This window comes from Pseudomonas sp. IT-P395, from assembly GCF_949767675.1.
In the GTDB taxonomy this organism is placed as follows: domain Bacteria; phylum Pseudomonadota; class Gammaproteobacteria; order Pseudomonadales; family Pseudomonadaceae; genus Aquipseudomonas.
Genome location: NZ_CATKPW010000022.1, coordinates 398,291 through 417,014 on the forward strand (window position 1 = coordinate 398,291; position 18,724 = coordinate 417,014).

Here is an 18,724-nt window from a genome sequence, read left to right on the forward strand (position 1 = left end):
TAGGTGAAACATTGAGGTCTGGGGACTAAGCCCAATGTACTTTTCCGTGACGAATCCAAAAGTGAGACTTGCAGCCGCTTTTTAGCCACACGGAAGGGTGGAGAGAGGGATGACCGTGCTTATCAAGTTCGCAATCCCATCTGGGCCGGGCTTCCTCGATCAACAAGAGTTCAATAGTGTGTCCACAACCGCATGGGCATTTGAATCCCACACACCAGTCCTCTTGCCCATCTCTGGCCAAAACGAGAGATCGCATCGGCATTTTTGCTGGCAATGAATCTCCCTCGATCACCGTGAGCGTTCTCGCCGGAAGCAATGGGTCTAGCTTGCTCACAACGTACTGAAATAATTTTTTCAGCATGGTGTCCTCGCACTCAGGTCAGGGAGGCCGAGCAGCGGCTCTTTGCAGCTCTGGGCTAGCTGCGACTTCGGGCTAGGGGAGTAGGCTGTTTCGTTGAAGTAGTCCTCCTCACAGCCTGATAATGTAAAAATAGTGCGCGCATATTTGCCGTTCTTATCTTCTCGATATGGGAAGGCTCGCGCGATGAATTCAGATACGCACGCTGATGCTGCACGCATGTTGAGCGTGATCACGGCAGGCGCTTCCTCCTGCATACCGGTGATGTACCCGCGCTCCACTTGATCCTTGTGCGCTTGCGGATCCACCTGATGAAGATATTCGGCTAGCAACGTTTGAGGGGTGTACACGCCGCGATCACCCAGTGACGAGCCACCGGGTTTCACATAATCAATCCGGCCGACCACGTCCGTGATGATCCAGTGATCATCACCATCTTTACGAGTAGGAATCTTCACTCCCACGTCAAACAGCGGAATAAGGAACGTCGTGGATATCAGATCCGCGACCATCCGCGCCTGGTGAGTGTCGACGCAGCAGAAAATGACATCGGCGCCTGCGGCTGCGAGAACCGCTTCACGTGTCAGGATGGAGGCGTTGATTGATTTGGTGAACGGTACCGCGCGAATACGGTTGATGGCTTGCGCGAACATTTCCACCTTTGGCCGAGCCGCCAGGGCATCTTGAAGTGTGGCATTCAGAATCCGGTTGAGGTTCTTCTCTTCGAGCTGATCGTGATCAATGAGGATGACCTCGCCGAACCCAAGTCTTGCGACTTGTTCGGCCACGATTGAACCGGTGCCAGAGACCCCAATGACGACGGCGCTCAGTCGGTTTAGGGTTGCTGTCATACCCGATGTAAACGCGACCACGGGTTGCTCTGGCAATGGGACAGATCCCTGCCAGTACTTGATCTCATCGCCTGCAACCGTAACTAGAGCGACCGGTGTGCAGTGGCTTTTCAGATCGTAGACTCGAGCGCGCATCGCGCCACCCGGCACCATGATTGCTGATCCATGAATGGCGGCAACGCCTTGAATCAAGCACGGAATGGTTTTGGCATCGCTTTGGTCGTCTACTTCGGAGAACTCGAAGTAGCCGCCAGGGTGGGAGTGAACCAAGATAATAGAAAGCGATTCACTATCAGCAAGGTCGATGGCTTGTTCGAGATACCGGCCAGGCCAGCTTATGTAGTCAGCATCACGCCGTTCGCATTCGGCGTACGGCACGGTTATTAGGTGCTTCGAGAGCAGTTTTAGATTCTCTCCCTCAAAGCGCGTGCACACGAGAATGGCGGCGGCTTCCAGGCCGTCGCCCGGGAACAGATGTTCCCGAAGCGAGGCATGAATCTCCTCCGTCAATACAAGACGAGAGTCGATACTCATTCACCGGTCTCCTTGAGGAGGCAGCCCTCAACCAGTGCCAAGTGAGTAATGACGTTGTCGGTCGCTGGATTCCATGGATGGGTACTGCGATGACGAGACCACCGCTGGAAAGACACACCATCGATTACCACTGTGTAATCCGCGCAAGGAATGGCGACTCCACTGGTGAGGCCGACGGCTGGGTACAGGTAGAACATGTCGATCTCTGTGGAGGGATACCCCGCCGGGATCAGGAGTGCCAGCCGCACGAGTTGATGTGTATAGCCCTGCGGCAACGGATAATCGTTGATCACCAACCAACGGTTCCCCTCCGGGGTCAAACACGTTTCCCAGTGGCTCGCAGTCCGATCCAGATGCTGCTCATCGATAGGGAGCAAGCTGAAAAAGCGACGTGGCGGCACAGGTACTTCACCATTGCCCACATCCTTGGGTGTCAGGCGAAGTTTTTCGATGCCCGGTGTCCGCAAGTCGATGATGTCGTCGAGCGACTTCTCCACCTTTGGTTGACCTTCGACCTTGAAGTAGATGTGCCAACCTTCATTTGGATTCATGCCTGCGCGCACTACGGCGTCGCGTACCGAAATTGTTGGAGTCTCGATCTCAAGAATGACCCCTTGAACGTTGAGCTTCCACCCTGCTTTGCGGGTAACGAAGCGCTCAATGCCCGACTGGTCCAAGTTGACGAAGTCGGTGGCTTGAATTTCCAAGTCGGCTTCGTCCTCGCGCTCCAGCAGCAGGCGTTTGTTTTCACCGACCTCTGCCAGTTTGCGAACCTGATAGCCAGTGATCTGCTCAAATGGCCATTCCAGGCGAGCGCCATCTACAGTGAGAAAGTAGGTGCGATCCGTCTCCGCGACCAGGAAACGGGTCGGTTCTTGGGTGAGCGTGACGATCTCATCAGGACGGATGTCTTCCATGGCCCCGGAAGCGAGGAGCTGCAATACGATGGCCAGTTGATCCGGTTTGAAGCCAGCCGCCGCCGCAATCTGCGCGCCAGTGGGTGTTTGATCCTCGATAGTTACCTTGCGGAAGTCGAGGTTTTTGCCAGCCACCTCGATGACGAAGCCGCTGTGGTGGTTTTGGGACGTAGCTTGCATGGTTTGTTTCTCCAAACGGTTGCCCCTGAGGGCGGTTAATGACCCCAAACGAGGCCATTTCTTTTCACGTTGGAGGGAACACGATCAGTACTTGACCGATCGGCAGCGCACGAAGATACTCATCCAGCACAGACGTATTCGTGTTTGAGCTAAGGCGCAACTGCAATTGCGCTCTTAGCTTTCCTTCCTTCGATGTCGACTCAAATTCCTTTTCATGCCGCTTCCTATTCGTGTGAGGCGCGTTTTGCTGTGCGCCTTATTTTGTTAGGTCAACCACATCCGCTTGTGGGGCATGCCGTTTGACTGCGGCAATGCCGGCCTCGCGTGCATGCGCTGAATCGTAGAGTTCGCTCTGCCCAACGATTCGATTGTTCGCAGCTCTCATATGGAAGGAGAACTGTTCCCCGTTTGTTACGAACCTTCCGTAAAACCTGTCGTACGGAGCATGCTCACGACAGGAGCCAATGCCATTTTCGCAACCTGCCAGCGTCTTGTAGGTTTCGCTGAACAGGATGATTTCCCCGTTGGGAGCCTTCAGATGAAAGTACCTTCCATCGCTGGTTGCCCACCTGATCTCGAAACGCGCCCTCATCACTCCTCCGACCCGCTCTCAATCTATCTCGGTAAATGAATCTGTTTAACGCAAGCAATAAAAAAGGGTCTGAGCAGAAGCCTAGACCCTTTTTCTGGTTAAAGAAAGCCCTTTAAGCAGATTTTCCAACAACCTGGTAAATAAATTCCTTGCCGCCTGTCTCTGCAGCCTCTTCGACGCGCATCAGAAAGCCTTCCTCGGCTAAGCGCTTCAGGCGAGTGCTGGCGTTTTGAACGCTGATACTGAGTTCTTCAGCAACTTTTGCGGTGGTGGTTGAGCGGCGACTGATCACCAGTTCGAGCAGAGGCTTGCTTGCAGCGGTAGGTTCCAGGCCGGCGAATCTGCATTGACTGCCAACCCAGCATGTGAGGCGTTCTTTTCCAGACACCGCAGCACTATTTAAGTTTTCAAATATATCTTCATCTAAAAAATCAAACGCAAAAAAAGTAATCTTTTTGCTATAGCGTTTGATCATGTAAATTAATGACTCGCGGAGAAAAGAAGTGTCAGCACCTTCTAAGTTAGAAAACGATACGCCAATTATGGAAGCATCTTTGTATTTGTCGATGTGATCCAATAATTTGGCATATGTTTGCTTACCCCTTGAAGTTCCGTAGGGGTTGATTTCGTCCGTGAAGTCCCGCAGGGCTATGATGTAAGTTTTCTCGTTCATGGCTCGAGTTTAAGCAGAGGTTGTGTTTTTGTCAAGCTGAATTCAAACACTATGTGAGTTCCGATCAGTTTCGGGAGATTTAATGTCCAGGACTTATTCTCTAAAACTCCCGCTTTATACTCCATCAACACAGAGAAGTTTTCTTGTCTGATCTTAATGGTTGCGTTCAGTTCAACAGCTTTCGAATGGCTATTATGTAGTCCGGCTCCTCCGCCGCCCTCCCGGCTACTGAGGCCGCCTTTTAAGATGGCGTGGAGAATGAGTTTTGGATCCGATACTGGCAGCGAGGGATCGAATTTTTTTGCTAATAGCGGGAGGTGCTCATCGATAGCAGGACGTAGCGTCTCACAAATTCCCTTGCCGGAATCTGATATCACGGTGATAACTTTCGCTCTTTTATCAACACTACCATAGCACTGAAGCCCAGCGAAACCGGGGATTACGGTTCCTGAATGCTCTTCGACGTTGGCCACGAACTCAGACACTACGGTGAACAGTTTGTTTGAGTTGTTTTTGCCAAAAGCTTCAATAAAGCTATTCTTGAGTCGCTCGGGGACATTGTCACTGTTATCCCCGTAAGCGTTAATTTCTAAAAACTCGACCAGGCCGATATTGTTGGCGTTGTAGCGTTGAGCGGCAGAGCTAGAAGGTCTTTTTGGTAGAATTTTAATTGTCGAATCCAGCCTGTCGACAAAGCCTGCACGATTTAAATAAGAAAGGGCTGCTTTGTTTTCAGAGAAGTCCAGTTCTACTTTTTTCTTAGCAGCCACAAGTTGATTTGCTATCGCAAGTATTTTTGCAGCTGCGCACAGCAGTATTTTGCGCTCGCCAGGAATCTTAATAGTCACATGGCCGTGATCGGCATCAAGTGGAGACCCTGATTTACTCAAAGCTTTTTCAAAGTGAGTATCTGTCAGCCAGGTTCCACCGCAAGTCAGTTCCAGGACGAAGCTGGCACTCTTGATGACCGACCATCCGAAAGTGTCAGGATCTTGGATAAAAATCTCAAGGTTTTCATGAAGGTGGTGAGATACCGCCTTACGCTCTAATACCAATTGGCTTGCTATTTCTCTCGCTTTCAAGCCGGGAAACTTGCTCAGTAGCTGAATAATCCTTTTCTGCATAAAGCGCTCGAAACTTACTTGGTGGCAGCGACTGAGGTTAAGACGCTGCAATGAGTCAATGCCGTAGCGTACTTGGTTCGGATACCGTGCGTGAGTCCTGGGCTACCCAACCTACATTTCGACGTAAACCACGGGATGATACGCATGTCCTGATCGGCGTGGGATCAAAATGCTACTACGTAATTGTTTTGCGTAGGGTTTTTCTAGACGATTTGCATAGCGGTTTAGACATATAGATAACATCCGTTATGTTATATTGTTGTGTTTCGAGCTTGGCATAGGTTACGGAATCTCGATCAGTTTGATTGTGGCGCCTAGTTGTACAGACCCTCAGCTATTTGAATCAGCATTTCCTCTACTTGGCGCAATCCGGAGGTAGTCGACAGCACCTCGAACGGACTCGCTCCGCTGAGGTTGGATTTTGGTTTTGTCAGCCAGCGATTAGCTTTCTCCGAATCGCTGAAGACTGCTACAGCCAAAGCGACGATGTGGACGATGCGATAAACCTGATCGCTTTCACTGGATTTCAAAAGCTGGTTCTTCGCCAAGCGTGATTTGAGCGTACGGGAGGGAATAATTCTATTGAGTTCGCTGAGGGGAAAAACTCCCTGCTCCAAAAGTGCTTGAAGTAAGCTGGCGGGGAATCCCGATTTAATCCGTTCATGGATGGTTCGATCTGGATCTCCAATGGGAATGTGGAGATAGTCTTCCAAGTGTCGCCGGTAAATTCGATGAAGGTCTATTCGCAAGATTTCAGTCATTGAATGGGCAGTCGAAGAGCGCAGCATTGGCTGAAGCACAATGACCTCATCACTCACCTCGATGCTCAATTCGTCGCCAATTTGTAGACCGATTTGCGCAAGCAACGCGGTCGGCAAAATGACAACCCCATCTCCGCTACCGTCCCCGGTGTCGGTGCATCTAACCTTCCAGGGTTTGCTCATGATTCGCAGCTCTCGCTTCATCGCTGAGTCAATCGATTATGCTCGTGTTGCCTCTGAGACGTAAGACGTAGGGGCGTTTTTGGTGACAAGCTTCACTGCGCCTTAAACATTTCCATCAACCTCGACATCAGTTGCCTGCGGCGGCGGATGTGTGGCGAACGTTTCCGAATGGAAACGAGCTCTGCATAGCTTATGTCGTGTGTTTTGCGAATCGTGATTCACCGGCAAACCTTTCGCAGGCCCGGTAAAACCTCGATCAGTGTTCCCATTTTCAAATGCTCCCGAAGCGTCCATGTTGACACTTGTGCGATCCAGTGTTCAGACAGCACCGCTATTATCTGAGACTTGACGTCGCCAAAGATCATATTCCCTTCAGTTACTCTGCGTTTCCTGTCGCCCGCTTGCGAGCCAACAGGATGACGCGGTTTACCCTCCAGTTGGGTAGACCATACAAAACAAAGCGGTGATCACTCTTGGTCAGCTTCGTCTTGCTGTGTCCCTCGCTCGTGCGAATAAACTGCCGAGGCAAAAGTCCTGCGTTCGATGCCTGCACTGATGAATAGTCCCAAATACCAAGCGTTTGGGCCATTGCAGCTTGCCCGAGCGAGCGGCTTTTCCCCCATCCGAGGAGGCTACTGAATTGATTGTGGTGGAAGTGATAGTGACACTGGTAATAAGCATCGGTTATGAGCGTTAAAGAAGATATTCCACCTTTGTGAGGTCGGTGTGTCATGTGTTTAAGATTTGCTTAAGGAATTTGCATGCGTTTGGTAGTTATTGGTGGTGCGATGGTGGCTTTGGCTGCGCTAGCAGGTTGTGCGGGCTTGAACCTTTTCGATAAAGGTCCTGTGGTTGTGGATTACCACGCGGGTACGACAGAGCAATCAGGCTTTCCTAGAAGTGCCTCTGGCAATGACGACACTTTTTTTAATGGCGCAGGCTCTGAGCGCACGCAGACCTTTGGGCCATATCACGTGCGCCAATGTAATGCGGAGCGCACGTCGTGTTCATTGGGCCTCGTGATCCTGAACACCAATATGCAAATCCTTTCCGTAGGTGAGGCGACAGCGAAGCTCCAGGTCAAGATCGATTACAAGGTTGGTGCTGAGTCGCATCGCGACGTGGCGGGTGTCCTCGAAAGGAAGCTCACTAATCCTGAGATCGTCCACGATCAGGGCTCTGTGTCACGCATCGCCGAAATTCCCTACGGAGAGGTACGTCACGTTGATTTGCCATACGGTCTGAGCTACACCCTCTGCGTGTCTGCCCCTGGCGTAAAACCCGAGAATGCCAGGCCATGCGCGAATCAACTTAATGTGAATAGCCCTGCCAGCACTCCTACGTTCTGAAGCAATGCTTGTCGACGTGTGTCAGCCGGTCAGCCTGAGTTCTTTGTTCTTGATGTTTGCAATAGAACCGAGGGGCAGCGAATCAAATTTATTGAATGGCTAGTTGGCAGCTACGCGTTCTGGAAAATCTGGATTTGCCAAAACGGTTTACCTCGCGCGATGGAGTGGATCCCGCCCCCATCCCCATCGCCTGCTCGACATGTCGAGCCGTGAGTAAACCGTCATTCGGTTTGATGTCGACTCAAGGTAGATGTCGTAAGCCAATTTGACCACGCTGAGGCGAGCTTCCGAGCTTGAGCTTGTCCACTTTGTGTTCGTAGTCATTGACCTTGCTTTACGAGAGTCGGACGCCGACGAGCACATTACCCAATTCCGCTTTCACTGATTTGGTCACCACCAAGGTCTAGCTCATGCGATCGCTCGCCGTGCCCCCATTGATCTGTTGAAGCAGCACTGCTGCCAATGGAGGGGGCGCATTTGGTTTAATTTAGCTTGTTTTCTTGAACTCTACTTTTTATGCGCAACAGCATTTGTCCCAACGGTTTTCGCAACAGTTCTTTTTTTGGTTTTTTTTGCTGGTTTTGCCAGAAATGGGATATCGAATATCGTTACTTGGACACCAAGCTGACGCGCATAGCCGATTAATCCATCGAGTAGATGAAGCAATTGAGCCGTCTCAGCTGTCCGATTAGAGGCGTGTCGAACAGCTGCTTTCAGCTTGGATAGATCGCAGCAACCAGTTGTCACTAGCACGACGTGCAATCGCGCGTTTGCGCTGTCAATAATCTCATTACGTAATTTTTTCCACAATTTTTTGCCAGTAGGGCAGTTGGAGGGGGATTGATATATCCGAGGAATATCTGTCTCGTTCCATCGGGCAGTCTTAGTCCACGAGCCGGCACCTGCGGGTATCTCCTGGCCCCGTGAAAGATAAACGAGGTTTTTCATGGCTTGGGCTACAACATCATGAAAGGCGGAAGCTGATATTCCCGCTCCTTTCCCAGCTTTCGCGTGAATCAACGCGAGTTCTTTTTCTACGAAATTCGCTACGACAAAGTCTGCACACTCGGATCCAAGGTCATCACAAATGATTAATTCAGGTGAAAATCCGATGGGCAGATTACCTTCAGCAATTCGTTTGAATAGGGAGCGTTCAATGAACGATGTGGCCTTCTTACCGCTAATCTTAGCTTGTTCAATTTCACTCTTGGTGCCTTTCTCGTTACTGCATGCCGCTATCACTGGCCTGATGATTTTGTCGAATAGCATCTGCTCGGCGTGTTTGTAGTCCACCGCATAAAAATTGCGACCTTGGTACACCATCTCGCCGCCCTGCAAGCCTATTAGCAGCATCTCCTGATTCTGATTGAGGAAGTCTGCAAGATTGCGTTTTACGGAGCTTCCTAACTCGTGCACTTGGACGCTGGAGACGCCTCGAGACCTAAACCAAAAGCGCCCTTTGTTTCGCTGATACTCCATAGATAGCAAAGCATGGACTGTGGTCGTTGGTTCGTCGGTCGAGAACTCGAATTCGCATTCAAAAGCTGTGTTGCAACCCGCCGCTACACTCTGAATTGAAATTGACGATTTGGTAACGAGCAAATTCTTTCCGTCTGATTGCGGGACTTGAACATTCTGCTGAGTAAAGTCAACTGATATCGACACTGGAATGGGCGCATTTGGCGCCGTACAAGGTTGCATGTAGCGCTGTAAGACTGGATGGTTTGTGCTCTTTGCAGAAAGAGCCGCTCCAATTGACTTAGCCCAGTTCTTGAAAATCGCAACAGAGTGCTGCCTTCGCTTACGTTCAGATAGCTCTTCTCGGACGCGCCCTCGGTGTAATCCTATGTAACGCCTGCTACCTAATGATGCACCCCGAGCAGCCCGGCAAATTTGGACTCGATCAGTTAAAGATGCCGGAATAATGTTTAGGTCGTGCCCGCGATGTTCAGATGCCCTTAGGACAGTATCAAACGGTACGGCGCTGCTTACTGCGATATTCGTTACTCGGTATGACGTATCCATAAGGCCGGATAGGTCCGATGCACCTAGCTCAATCGTATGGTTTTCCAAGAGATTTTCTGGGAACGTTCCAGTGGTATCTGACACCAGTAGATAGCCGTCGGTAAGAACGACGCAATGGGCTTCAAGTCGTATCTCATAGAAAGATGTGTCCTCTAGAAGCCTCGAGTTTGCTACGGAGGCATAGACCCAAAGAGCGAAGTCACCGGATTGCTGACAAGGCGTATTGGGTTGACCCAGAATGATTGCGTCCGTCAGATTGAGGCTGTCTGTACAGTCCTCAATGTATTCTTCAAGTTTGAAGCTTGGCTGAATTTTACGGACGAGAACGCTCGGCGCGATAGCAACCTGAGCGTCATCGGAAAGGATATCGGTTCGAAAGCACCTACGGAAACGACCATCGAAGTATTCCACAGAGGGTTGCGCAGCCAAGAGACCTTCGACTACACGCCTGAAGTGCTCAGCATCCATGACGCTAGTGTTTTTTTCGAAGTCTCGATATGCAAGCCAACGTTCTTCGAGCTCGTATTCGGGCGGAGCCATAATTAAAGCTGGCGAGTCGGGTGCGGCAGATTTGCCGTTCCGCAGAACTCGACCTATTTGTTGAACTAGCTTCCGGTCGTTGTTCACATTGCACATGAAGGCCAGGCAGCAGAAGCGAGAATCGTCCAGTCCCTCCGTCAGTTTATTTTGATGAACCCAAATTTGGGCCGGGTTGTTGAGAAGGGGTACGTCTTTGACAAGCGCTACCTCTTTGGAACCCTCAAACTGCTCATGAATCCCGATAGCACTTAGCCCAGCCTTTTGTAGAATGCCTACTACATCACGAATATCGTTAGCAGTCGCACAGCAGACGATTGCACGTGGATGTGCGCTCGCCAGCTTTTTAGAGGTCTCGGCTTCTTGCCATTCTCTGATGAAATCCTTGCATAATGTTGGAATATCAACCGCGTTAGAAAGCGGCACGAAAGCCAGCTTACGAATAATGCCTTTTGCCTCGGCCTCTTCGTGAGTGAAGTGAAATATAGACGACTGTGTATTCTTAATACGGAAGAGTTTTAGGTCGTTGCGATAGGGCGTTGCAGTGAGTAAGACAGTGGGCTTGCGTAGTCCCTTGACTGCGCGTCCCCACTCAATAGCTGGTTCGTAGTGACACTCGTCAACAACAACAGTTTCTATGAACAATGCGAGCTCAAGATATAGAGGCTCATTTGTTCTTCTAAGCTCAGTCAATGCGCTGAAGGTACAGACAATAACCTTGGCTTCAGCGTCTTCCAATACCGATTTGGCGGAAGATGGAAGTAAATTTACCACTTTCCCAACTGGCGCCCTTCGGTCCACGCTTGTCCAGAATCCCTGCTTCAGAGCATCGATCATTTGGTCGCGAAGATTCGCCCAAGGTGTCAGGACTAGCGTTCTTCCATTCGCACTGAGCAGTGAAAGGCAAGCGATAACACCTGTTTTACCTGTACCGGTTGGCATCCTAACGAGGCAAGGTTCAGGTACATTTCTTAGGTGATTAAGTAGAAAGGTAAGTGCAGATCTTTGATGCGGCCAAAGCCCGAGTTCGCTTGGTATGTCGTTGAACATATATCTACCTTCCCTTTGATCTCGAAGCTGTCAAAATGACCGCATCACGGTTTAAAGCTTTAATCCTAAGGGCTCAAGCGTCGTTGGCATAGCTCAGCCGCGGACTCGCTCATGGTCGAGAACCTGGGCGTCGCTGGCATCCGCTGGTAAACGGGCGAGGGTACACCGGTGCGCATAGCGTACCCTACTGGCGACACCATCCTTTGCTCCACTGGCTTCGACTGAGGAAGGCTTTTACCGCGCAATGTCCTAACCTGTTGCGCGGCATTTTTTGTCTGGAATTTGAGCGTTCGAAGATTAAATGCATCGAGGCAAACCGGTGGTATCTGGAGTGCAGCTGACGACAGGCTGCTCTTAGTAGCACTACCGCTTATACACCACCCATGCGGTACACACCGACCAACACCTCATGCTCACTCACACTACCAAAGGTCCGACAAAAATGTAGTCGTTCAGCTATGCATGCTGCCCCCGGTTGGGTTTAAAGGCGGGGACGGTACGACATTAGAAGTCGGTTTCTTTCATGTCTTTGAGTTCCAACCTTTTGGCTTTTTTCGCTCGGTTGGATTCTTTGAGGCGCCAGATTCCGGCCTCGTCGATGATGATTTGACCGTCAGCGGTTTTCAGTCTGTACAGCGCGTTGTTGCGGGGAACACTGTCTTCGCGCATTACCGAGATATCGGCGCCGCCCGGAACGACGGTGCCTTGCATCGGTATACCGTCGATTTCTTTACCGATAAAGGTGCCGCAGATGATCGGGTAGTTCAGGCGGAGGCCATCCGGGCCGTTGTCCATTTCTTCGCGTTGACCGAGTTGCACGTTGATCTGAAGGATGAGGTCGTCGGTCAGGCGTTTGGAAATCTTCTCCTTCGGCTCGTTGGCCAGGGCTTGCGGCAGCCAGGCTATGGACAGGGTCAGGCAGAACGCGCCCGAATAGGCGCAGGGCGTTGCGGTAGGTTCCAAGTACCTTCATTAAAGCCCATCTAGCGCAGACCTAACAGTGGAGGAGAAAAGGGCCATTGTGTGATCGTCTGCTGTTAGCGTATCTCTTAAGGCTCGGGAGATCTCAAGTTGAAGTCCTTGCCCTTTGACGCCACGATTACAGATGTTGTTTGGGTCGCGCCCTTGAAGCATTGGGTTACTATGCCGACTTGCGGAGAAGCCTGAGGCGTTTAGAACTACAATCATTGAGGCGCAGAGTTGCTCTGCTAAGCCGCCGACGTTGACGAAATGATCCTCACCGGCTTGGCCATGAAAGGTCACAACCACCTGCGCCGTTTGAGCAATACCCACTCCTTGCGGCTCGTCAAAGCGCGAACTTGTGATATGCAGATCCCGATTGTTGCTCGACTTGCAGCCTTCAAACAAATAATACGCAAGGTCGTTGCCAGCGATGCTCCTGCATATCTCTGACGTCCCCTGCTCAATCTTTCCTGCGTGAGGTGCAATTAGAGCCACCGCGGTGCCTATCGATCTCATTTCGATGCGATAGGACCCTTCTGGCTCGGATGTTGAGAGGGCTAAAAAGTTCGCGTACTTATCGGGCATTGGCTCAAAAACCTGAATTAGGCTGCACTGCGAAGCGGCGACTTGGATGGATTGTGAGGCACGCGAAATTTGCGCAGCTTCACTACATAAGGTAGTCGAAATTCTCGAGCAAGGAATGTATCCACCCTGCGATCTTTCAACCTATCGCATTATTCGCCCCGCCCTGTCGCGACACACCATAGTCGGCTAGAAGCAACCGCTCGCCAATAGCCGGTAACGAACCAGTTTGAACATTGGCGCGCATCGGAATTCAACGTACAGATGGTAGCCCTTAAGAATGGAGGGGTAGCCATCAATGTGGCGTGGGAAAGGCATACTGCAGCAGCGAAGTTCGCGCTTGGATGTGTAAGACTCGGACCTGCATCACAACGCCATTCGAGTCTGCCAGTTCGAACGGTACATCTACCTGAAACGTCGCCGGCTTTTGGACGCATTCATCGGGCCATCGACTATTGAATTCGACAGGACCGTTGTGGTGAGAGCATTTGCGAGCCGGCCAGCAATACTGGCGGCTCATCCTCAACTCCAAGCATAAGTGCAGTTATGGCGATAACGGTGCAATGCTCTTGGAGATTGATTTGCGCGCAGGTTTTAATCATGGCGAGTGGCTCCTTAGATTTCCGGAGCACAGCGTCCAGCACCAGTGAGGTGCTTTGAATATGGGTTCATAAGCGGTTCCAATCATTGGAACTCTGCGCATTGCACTGAGCAACTTTTCAGCAGCGCGTAGTAGTTTGATATGTGCCTAGCCAGCGTTAATCAACCTCTGATTCTTACAAGTTTTATTTCTAATCGAACGCCTCCCTCCACATTCTTGGCCACTAGATCTCCGCCCATGTTGGTGATGTTTTTTTTCGCCATGTATAACCCAAGCCCTCCGTGATCGCCATTACCGCTTCGGCTACTGACCCCATACTCAAACACTTCCTCGATGGGATAATTCTTTATGTGGGGGCCGTAGTTCATGATCGAAATGAGTACCCATTGAGCGTCCGTGTACCCAGTGATGGTAATGCGTGTCCCCTCCGACCTGAAATCGTTCGCATTATTTAATATTGCAGTAAGCGCCGCCTCAAGCATATCCCCATCAGCACTGACCATGAGCTTTCGAATTGATCCGTCATAGATTACGTTAGGATTTTCGTCCGCTGCGTTTTGCAAATACTCAGATACGTCTTCGCGGGTGAGCGTTCCTCGATAAGAACTTATTGCCTCTTTGGGGCCCATCGAGGGAGAGGTAGAACCATCGCCTTGGCTTGCTGATAATATTTTTAGTGCATGCGTAATGCGTTTGATACTCTTAAAGCTTGGATCTTCTGTATTACTGTGTCTGATGGTTAGCTCTTGAAGAGGCGATTTAATTTCATGACCCAGAGCTCGCAGGAATTCGGCCTGTTTCTTGGTGCTTTCTAGTGCCTCCCGACCATATGAAGTAATTGATTTGTGTAAGTCTAAAATGCTGGCCCAGAGAACGCCGACTTCATCTCTTTCGTTATTAATGGTGTATGGAAGCCTGAAATTGTCTGCATCTTGGAATTTGTCCCGCAAGTAAAGAGTGTTGCGCCTCAAGTTATTTAGCGGCTCAAGCAAGAAGCGATAAAGAATGAATCCTGCAATTACCAGCGAGGTACATAGCAACATGGCAAAAGCGATTGTCCCTTGAGCAGCGGCTCGCCACCCACTCATGATAAGGGACGCGTTACCATTGAGTTCTACAGCGCTTCCGTCATCAAAATTGTAGTTCCTTTGCGTCGAGATGCTCGGGATAACTGCCCTGATCAACGCATCAGCCACATGTTCCAGTGCGATTCTCAACTGATGGCGGTTTTGCTGTACAGTTGGTTCTGCGCTTTCTACTTCTACGGGGTCGTCCCTCACGGCTGCCGGCGCGCGGAACGTAAGTTTCTCTCCGGAAGCCAAGTACTGCGACATATTGGAAAAGGTAAATCGTGGCGATTCCGCTAGGTTGGCGGTATCTGTGATGCTCCGCCCCGTATCTGAGTAATCCGGAGCAAGCACTCTCATACCAATTTTTACACTAGCTAGGTCGCTAGGCGGCCAAGGCTTGCTATCGCTAACTGCGTCAGCCGTGAACGCTTGAATAGGCGCCTGAAAAATGTATCTATAGTGACTGCTTGCCGAATCGGGAAGCAGTACTCGCCCCTTGATGTCTGTCTCACGAACGTAGGATTTCTGCCCTTCTCCTAAATATCTAAACCCAGTCAAGCTCCAGGCTGGGGTGAACGTTGATTTGGACGAGGCATCCGCGCGACGTAATGGATCAAAGGTCACAACAAATGCTTGCTTAACTCCCTTAGCCTCTATGGACAGCAAAAAATGATGGCCTGTTGTCGGGGATTTAGAGTAGATAGGGACGCTCAGCTCCTCCTCAAGATCAAACGAACCTTGAATGTAGACCATCGCACCTGCTTTGCGGCTATCTAGGATCCCGGCGCACATCTCGGAGCCTGGTTGGGTCTTGAAAGGATAACTGCAGGCAGCCAAGGGCCTTAGTTCCTCAATATGCCCTGGGAGATAATTGAGGTAGTCGAGTGGTAAATGAATGAGGGGAAGCCCAAGCTCTGAGCCGGAGCGGTTCATATTGATGAAAGCTGTGCGCCCTTCGAAACCCTCAAATTCAGAAACTACCCGTTGCAGCGTTCGATGAATTCCAGCTTGATATTGCCGCACCACTGGGGAATAGCTCAGTCTCAGAACAAATACCGTGCCGGCAAGAACGACAAGGATCATTGCAGACAAGGTACCGATAACTAAGACCCGTGCTTTTGCTTTTCCGAGGTTTTTCTTAAGCCTCGTCAGTGATTGTATTATTCCTGCCACTGAACACCTTTCATTCTGATCACCGTGATGTGCTCGCCTTCTATTCCCGCCTCAACGAGGGCATCACGGATCGTCTTCACATGTTGGCGAATTGCATCGGGGTTTTTTCCGGTTTTAACCAGATCGTAATAATCAGGGTAAGGGACATATTTGCCTTTACGTTCATATGTGCGCATAAGTATGAGCTTAGCTGTCTGAGGTAAGTTTAATGGCTTGCCTTTATAGAAGATCTTTCCTGTCGAATTTTCGTATGTTACAGCGTCAAGGCTTTGTGTTGATATCGTATTATTTTTCGCTCGAAGAACTTTAAGTGCGGAACTAATGAATTCTTGACCGTCTGCTGCAATGGGCTTTTCTAGATAATCCCATACGTCCAGCTGATTCATCACGTTTCTGTACTGGGACGGGTCTAGTCCTGAAACTACCATTACGGGGCTTTTGTGGTGGTTAACATTTGTATAAATTATCCCAATGCCAGCGTTTTTCTCTGGTGGGAGTTCAATGTCGAGAACTATCAGGCTGTAGTCTGTCGTTTTTATCGCTGCTTCAGCTGTCTCTCGATCAAAAAACTGTTCTACCTCGTACTCATTGCCTAGTTCCCTGCAAAATGCAACTAGTGCGTTATTCACTTCTACTTGATCTTCAATCACAGCTATTTTTTTCATGGTCGACCCCTAGTCAGTTAACCTCGTGAGAATACCAGAATGAAATTTTTTTAGGCGTAGCTTAACGTGAGCATTTGCTCACGTTCGCATGTGAACTCTTCGAAAGGCTTGAGCTTGAAAAGCTTCGTGATCCCCGGTTTCGAATCATCTATGGAGTTATCCAAAGTAGGGCTAAAACACTCACGATTGGCTGAGTAGTATGTAGTTCCTGTCACAGCCATTTGCTGCGGCTTTGAAAACGCTCTATTGGGGGACTCATGAAAATAAATATGGCTCACATGCGTGAGCGAGCCGTGGGGGGAGGGTGGGTAAATTTCGCTGTTTTTGAAGCGAAATCTACCTCGGGAAATAATGATGGTCTGCTGGGGCAGCTCACTGCCAAAGCCCGTGCCAGTGGGCTTCAGGTCGATCAATCGGCACTTGCGTATTCGTCAGGCGGGCGTATCCGCTTTCATGGTAACCGCAGCTTGGTTGCTTATCTCGCTAAGGGATGGCGTCCGGTTTGGACTCACACCATCGATTACTAACCTCTACGATTCACTGCTGCCCGACGGTATGGGCTGTTTAGAGATATTCAATAGGAAAACAAATATGACTGTATACATAGTTACCTGGAATTTAAACAAAGAACGTAGCAACTATGACGCCGCTCGGCGTGCTTTTCTTCAGAACCTTGAGCGCTTCGATAACACCCAAGACGCGGGGCTGGAGTCTGTTCGCTGGATCAGTAGCACGTATACAGCTGATAAAATTCTCGAGGATCTCCGTTCTAAGCTTGACGCCAACGACCGCATCTTCCTCTCGCAGGTCGTCAAAGGTAATCATCAGGGCTGGTTGAGTCAGAAGGTATGGGACTGGATCAACGCTCGCATTTAGTTTAGGTGTGAGCCAAGAGTGATTTACGTTCTAGCACACGGCCCGCTGATGCGGGCTTTTTTTCGTTTGCACCATCCTCAACCTGCGCTCCCACCGGTATTAGGGCTAATAAGTAGAGTCGAGGAGGAGCGCGGCCGAATTGCGTCGTTGGGGAGCTTAAAAGCCATCAGCACTCCCCCGGCCGGTGGAGCGCCTCGATGCGCGAAGGCCGGTTGATCCACCCTGATAAAAATAATAGGCCCCCAGGGCGGAGGTCCTTGGGGGGCTTTTCGTACTGCTACCGGGGGAGACTTTGAAACGCAAAGGCGTTACTTCAGTAACGGCAAGGCGGCTTACATTCGACGGAACCCGTATCGACGTTCTGGTGTTACTGCGGGTCGCATGCTTTAAGGGTCGCCGCTTGAGGAAAAGTTTTTGATGTCGCATTAATTTCCGAAAAGTCGCATTAATTTCCAAATCCTACAGCTGCCACCCACCAGTGCCGGCCCGGATGCCGAGTGGTGCGGTTGACGAAAGGGACGCTGCGGCCAATGGGTTAGCGGTGCACCACTGGCGACTGACTGAATCGCCGCGACCTCCAAAGCTTCACTCTCGGCTAGCGGCGGCAACAGTCCCGGTAGCCTACTAGCCAACAGTGTTTTCCCTGTTCCCGGCGGCCCACTGAACAGCAGGTTATGGGCACCCGCAGCAGCAATCAGCAGCGCTCGTTTGGCCGCCACTTGCCCCTGCACTTCATTCAAGTCGGGATAAGGCTTGCTAGCATGCATCAGCCCGTCAGACACATACGGCTCAACCGGTGTATGCCCATTGAAATGCGCCACCGCCTCCAGCAGATGATCCACCGCAAACACCTTCAGTCCAGAGGCCAGACACGCCTCCTCGGCATTCGCACGCGGCACTACCAACGCACGACCCGCCTTGCGCGCCGCCAGTGCGGCCGGCAACACCCCACGCACCGCTCGTACCGCGCCGGACAACGCCAACTCACCCAGACATTCCACATCATCCAGCGTCAGACACGGCACCTGCACACTCGCCGACAGAATCCCCAAGGCAATCGCCAGGTCAAACCGCCCGCCATCCTTGGGCAGATCCGCCGGCGCCAGATTCAAGGTGATCCGCCGCGCCGGAAACTGCAGCCCGGAATTGATGATGGCGCTGCGCACCCGATCCTTGCTCTCCTTCACCGCCGCCTCGGGCAGCCCGACCATGGTCAGCGACGGCAGACCGTTGGCCAGATGAACTTCGACGGTGACAGCGGGGGCTTCCACGCCAATCTGGGCGCGACTGTGGACGATGGAGAGGGACATGGTCGTTCCTTGAGCTGAATCGGGAAGCCGCTTCCTGCGGGTCTTTGAAGGGTAGTCTTGGGAGAGGGCGTTGGTGGGATGGTTTTGAGATCGAATTTTCACTGGATGTTGCAGGAGACAGTAACGTCCAAGCGTAAAAAACCGCCCATCGGGCGGTCATTTGTTCGGTAGGCAGGTTCCACTATCGGCCATCCAACCATCGGACTCCATTTCTTTGCCAGCGGTCGCAGCCGCGTTCAAAAAGTGCCGCTGACGGGCTAACTTTGTCCGGCAAACTAAGTACTTATGCACCCGTTTTTGAAGCGGGTGCCGGTTGTGCTATTAATTTTTTCTGCTTCATAGACACCTCG

The 18,724-nt window shown here is 51.0% G+C and carries 14 protein-coding genes and 1 pseudogene; 2 read left to right on the top strand and 13 right to left on the bottom strand.

Annotation, left to right across the window (positions count from 1 at the left end; all coding sequences use genetic code 11):
- Nucleotides 1-25: 25 nt before the first annotated feature.
- The 7 genes from ACM6IN_RS17070 to ACM6IN_RS17100 all read right to left on the bottom strand — a co-directional run bounded on the left by ACM6IN_RS17070 (nt 26) and on the right by ACM6IN_RS17100 (nt 6,173).
- A complete protein-coding gene (locus ACM6IN_RS17070; RefSeq protein WP_414916408.1) occupies nt 26-361 on the bottom strand; it encodes a DUF6527 family protein in 336 nt (111 codons plus the stop codon).
- On the bottom strand, nt 355-1,743 hold the full coding sequence (locus ACM6IN_RS17075; protein WP_414916409.1) for a ThiF family adenylyltransferase: 1,389 nt from the start codon (nt 1,741-1,743) through the stop codon (nt 355-357). The genes ACM6IN_RS17070 and ACM6IN_RS17075 overlap by 7 nt, the downstream gene beginning before the upstream one ends.
- Nucleotides 1,740-2,840, bottom strand: coding sequence for a multiubiquitin domain-containing protein (locus ACM6IN_RS17080; RefSeq protein WP_414916410.1), 1,101 nt, complete (start codon nt 2,838-2,840; stop codon nt 1,740-1,742). The genes ACM6IN_RS17075 and ACM6IN_RS17080 overlap by 4 nt, the downstream gene beginning before the upstream one ends.
- A gap of 256 nt (nt 2,841-3,096) precedes the next feature.
- Entirely contained in the window at nt 3,097-3,432 is a 336-nt protein-coding gene (locus tag ACM6IN_RS17085) for a YegP family protein (protein WP_414916411.1), read from the bottom strand.
- Nucleotides 3,433-3,544: 112 nt separating this feature from the next.
- Entirely contained in the window at nt 3,545-4,105 is a 561-nt protein-coding gene (locus ACM6IN_RS17090; RefSeq protein ID WP_414916412.1) for a hypothetical protein, read from the bottom strand.
- The gene (locus ACM6IN_RS17095; RefSeq protein WP_414916413.1) at nt 4,102-5,229 is read right to left on the bottom strand and encodes an ATPase; all 1,128 of its coding nucleotides are present in this window, start codon (nt 5,227-5,229) and stop codon (nt 4,102-4,104) included. Before ACM6IN_RS17095 ends, ACM6IN_RS17090 begins: the two co-directional genes overlap by 4 nt.
- Before the next feature lie 314 nt (nt 5,230-5,543).
- A complete protein-coding gene (locus ACM6IN_RS17100; RefSeq protein WP_414916414.1) occupies nt 5,544-6,173 on the bottom strand; it encodes an antitoxin Xre/MbcA/ParS toxin-binding domain-containing protein in 630 nt (209 codons plus the stop codon).
- Between the two features lie 761 nt (nt 6,174-6,934).
- Here ACM6IN_RS17100 and ACM6IN_RS17105 point away from each other — a divergent pair.
- Nucleotides 6,935-7,522, top strand: a complete 588-nt coding sequence (locus ACM6IN_RS17105) for a hypothetical protein (RefSeq protein WP_414916415.1) — start codon at nt 6,935-6,937, stop codon at nt 7,520-7,522.
- A 507-nt stretch (nt 7,523-8,029) separates the two neighbouring features.
- Here ACM6IN_RS17105 and ACM6IN_RS17110 read toward each other — a convergent pair.
- The 5 genes from ACM6IN_RS17110 to ACM6IN_RS17130 all read right to left on the bottom strand — a co-directional run bounded on the left by ACM6IN_RS17110 (nt 8,030) and on the right by ACM6IN_RS17130 (nt 16,188).
- On the bottom strand, nt 8,030-11,134 hold the full coding sequence (locus ACM6IN_RS17110; RefSeq protein WP_414916416.1) for a DEAD/DEAH box helicase: 3,105 nt from the start codon (nt 11,132-11,134) through the stop codon (nt 8,030-8,032).
- A 504-nt stretch (nt 11,135-11,638) separates the two neighbouring features.
- Nucleotides 11,639-12,097, bottom strand: a complete 459-nt coding sequence (locus ACM6IN_RS17115) for a DUF3237 family protein (RefSeq protein WP_414916417.1) — start codon at nt 12,095-12,097, stop codon at nt 11,639-11,641.
- Between the two features lie 9 nt (nt 12,098-12,106).
- Nucleotides 12,107-12,682, bottom strand: coding sequence for a poly-gamma-glutamate hydrolase family protein (locus ACM6IN_RS17120; protein WP_414916418.1), 576 nt, complete (start codon nt 12,680-12,682; stop codon nt 12,107-12,109).
- A 759-nt stretch (nt 12,683-13,441) separates the two neighbouring features.
- Nucleotides 13,442-15,523, bottom strand: coding sequence for a sensor histidine kinase (locus ACM6IN_RS17125; RefSeq protein WP_414916419.1), 2,082 nt, complete (start codon nt 15,521-15,523; stop codon nt 13,442-13,444).
- Nucleotides 15,511-16,188: a response regulator transcription factor gene (locus tag ACM6IN_RS17130; protein ID WP_414916420.1), complete on the bottom strand. Its 678-nt coding sequence runs from the start codon at nt 16,186-16,188 to the stop codon at nt 15,511-15,513. The genes ACM6IN_RS17125 and ACM6IN_RS17130 overlap by 13 nt, the downstream gene beginning before the upstream one ends.
- 420 nt (nt 16,189-16,608) lie before the next feature.
- On the opposite strand from ACM6IN_RS17130, the gene ACM6IN_RS17135 reads away from it, so the two are divergent.
- Nucleotides 16,609-17,064, top strand: a complete 456-nt coding sequence (locus ACM6IN_RS17135) for a hypothetical protein (protein ID WP_414916421.1) — start codon at nt 16,609-16,611, stop codon at nt 17,062-17,064.
- A gap of 458 nt (nt 17,065-17,522) precedes the next feature.
- Here the strand turns inward: ACM6IN_RS17135 and ACM6IN_RS17140 are convergent.
- Nucleotides 17,523-18,374: pseudogene (locus ACM6IN_RS17140) on the bottom strand (YifB family Mg chelatase-like AAA ATPase); the annotation flags it as partial.
- Nucleotides 18,375-18,724: the final 350 nt, after the last annotated feature.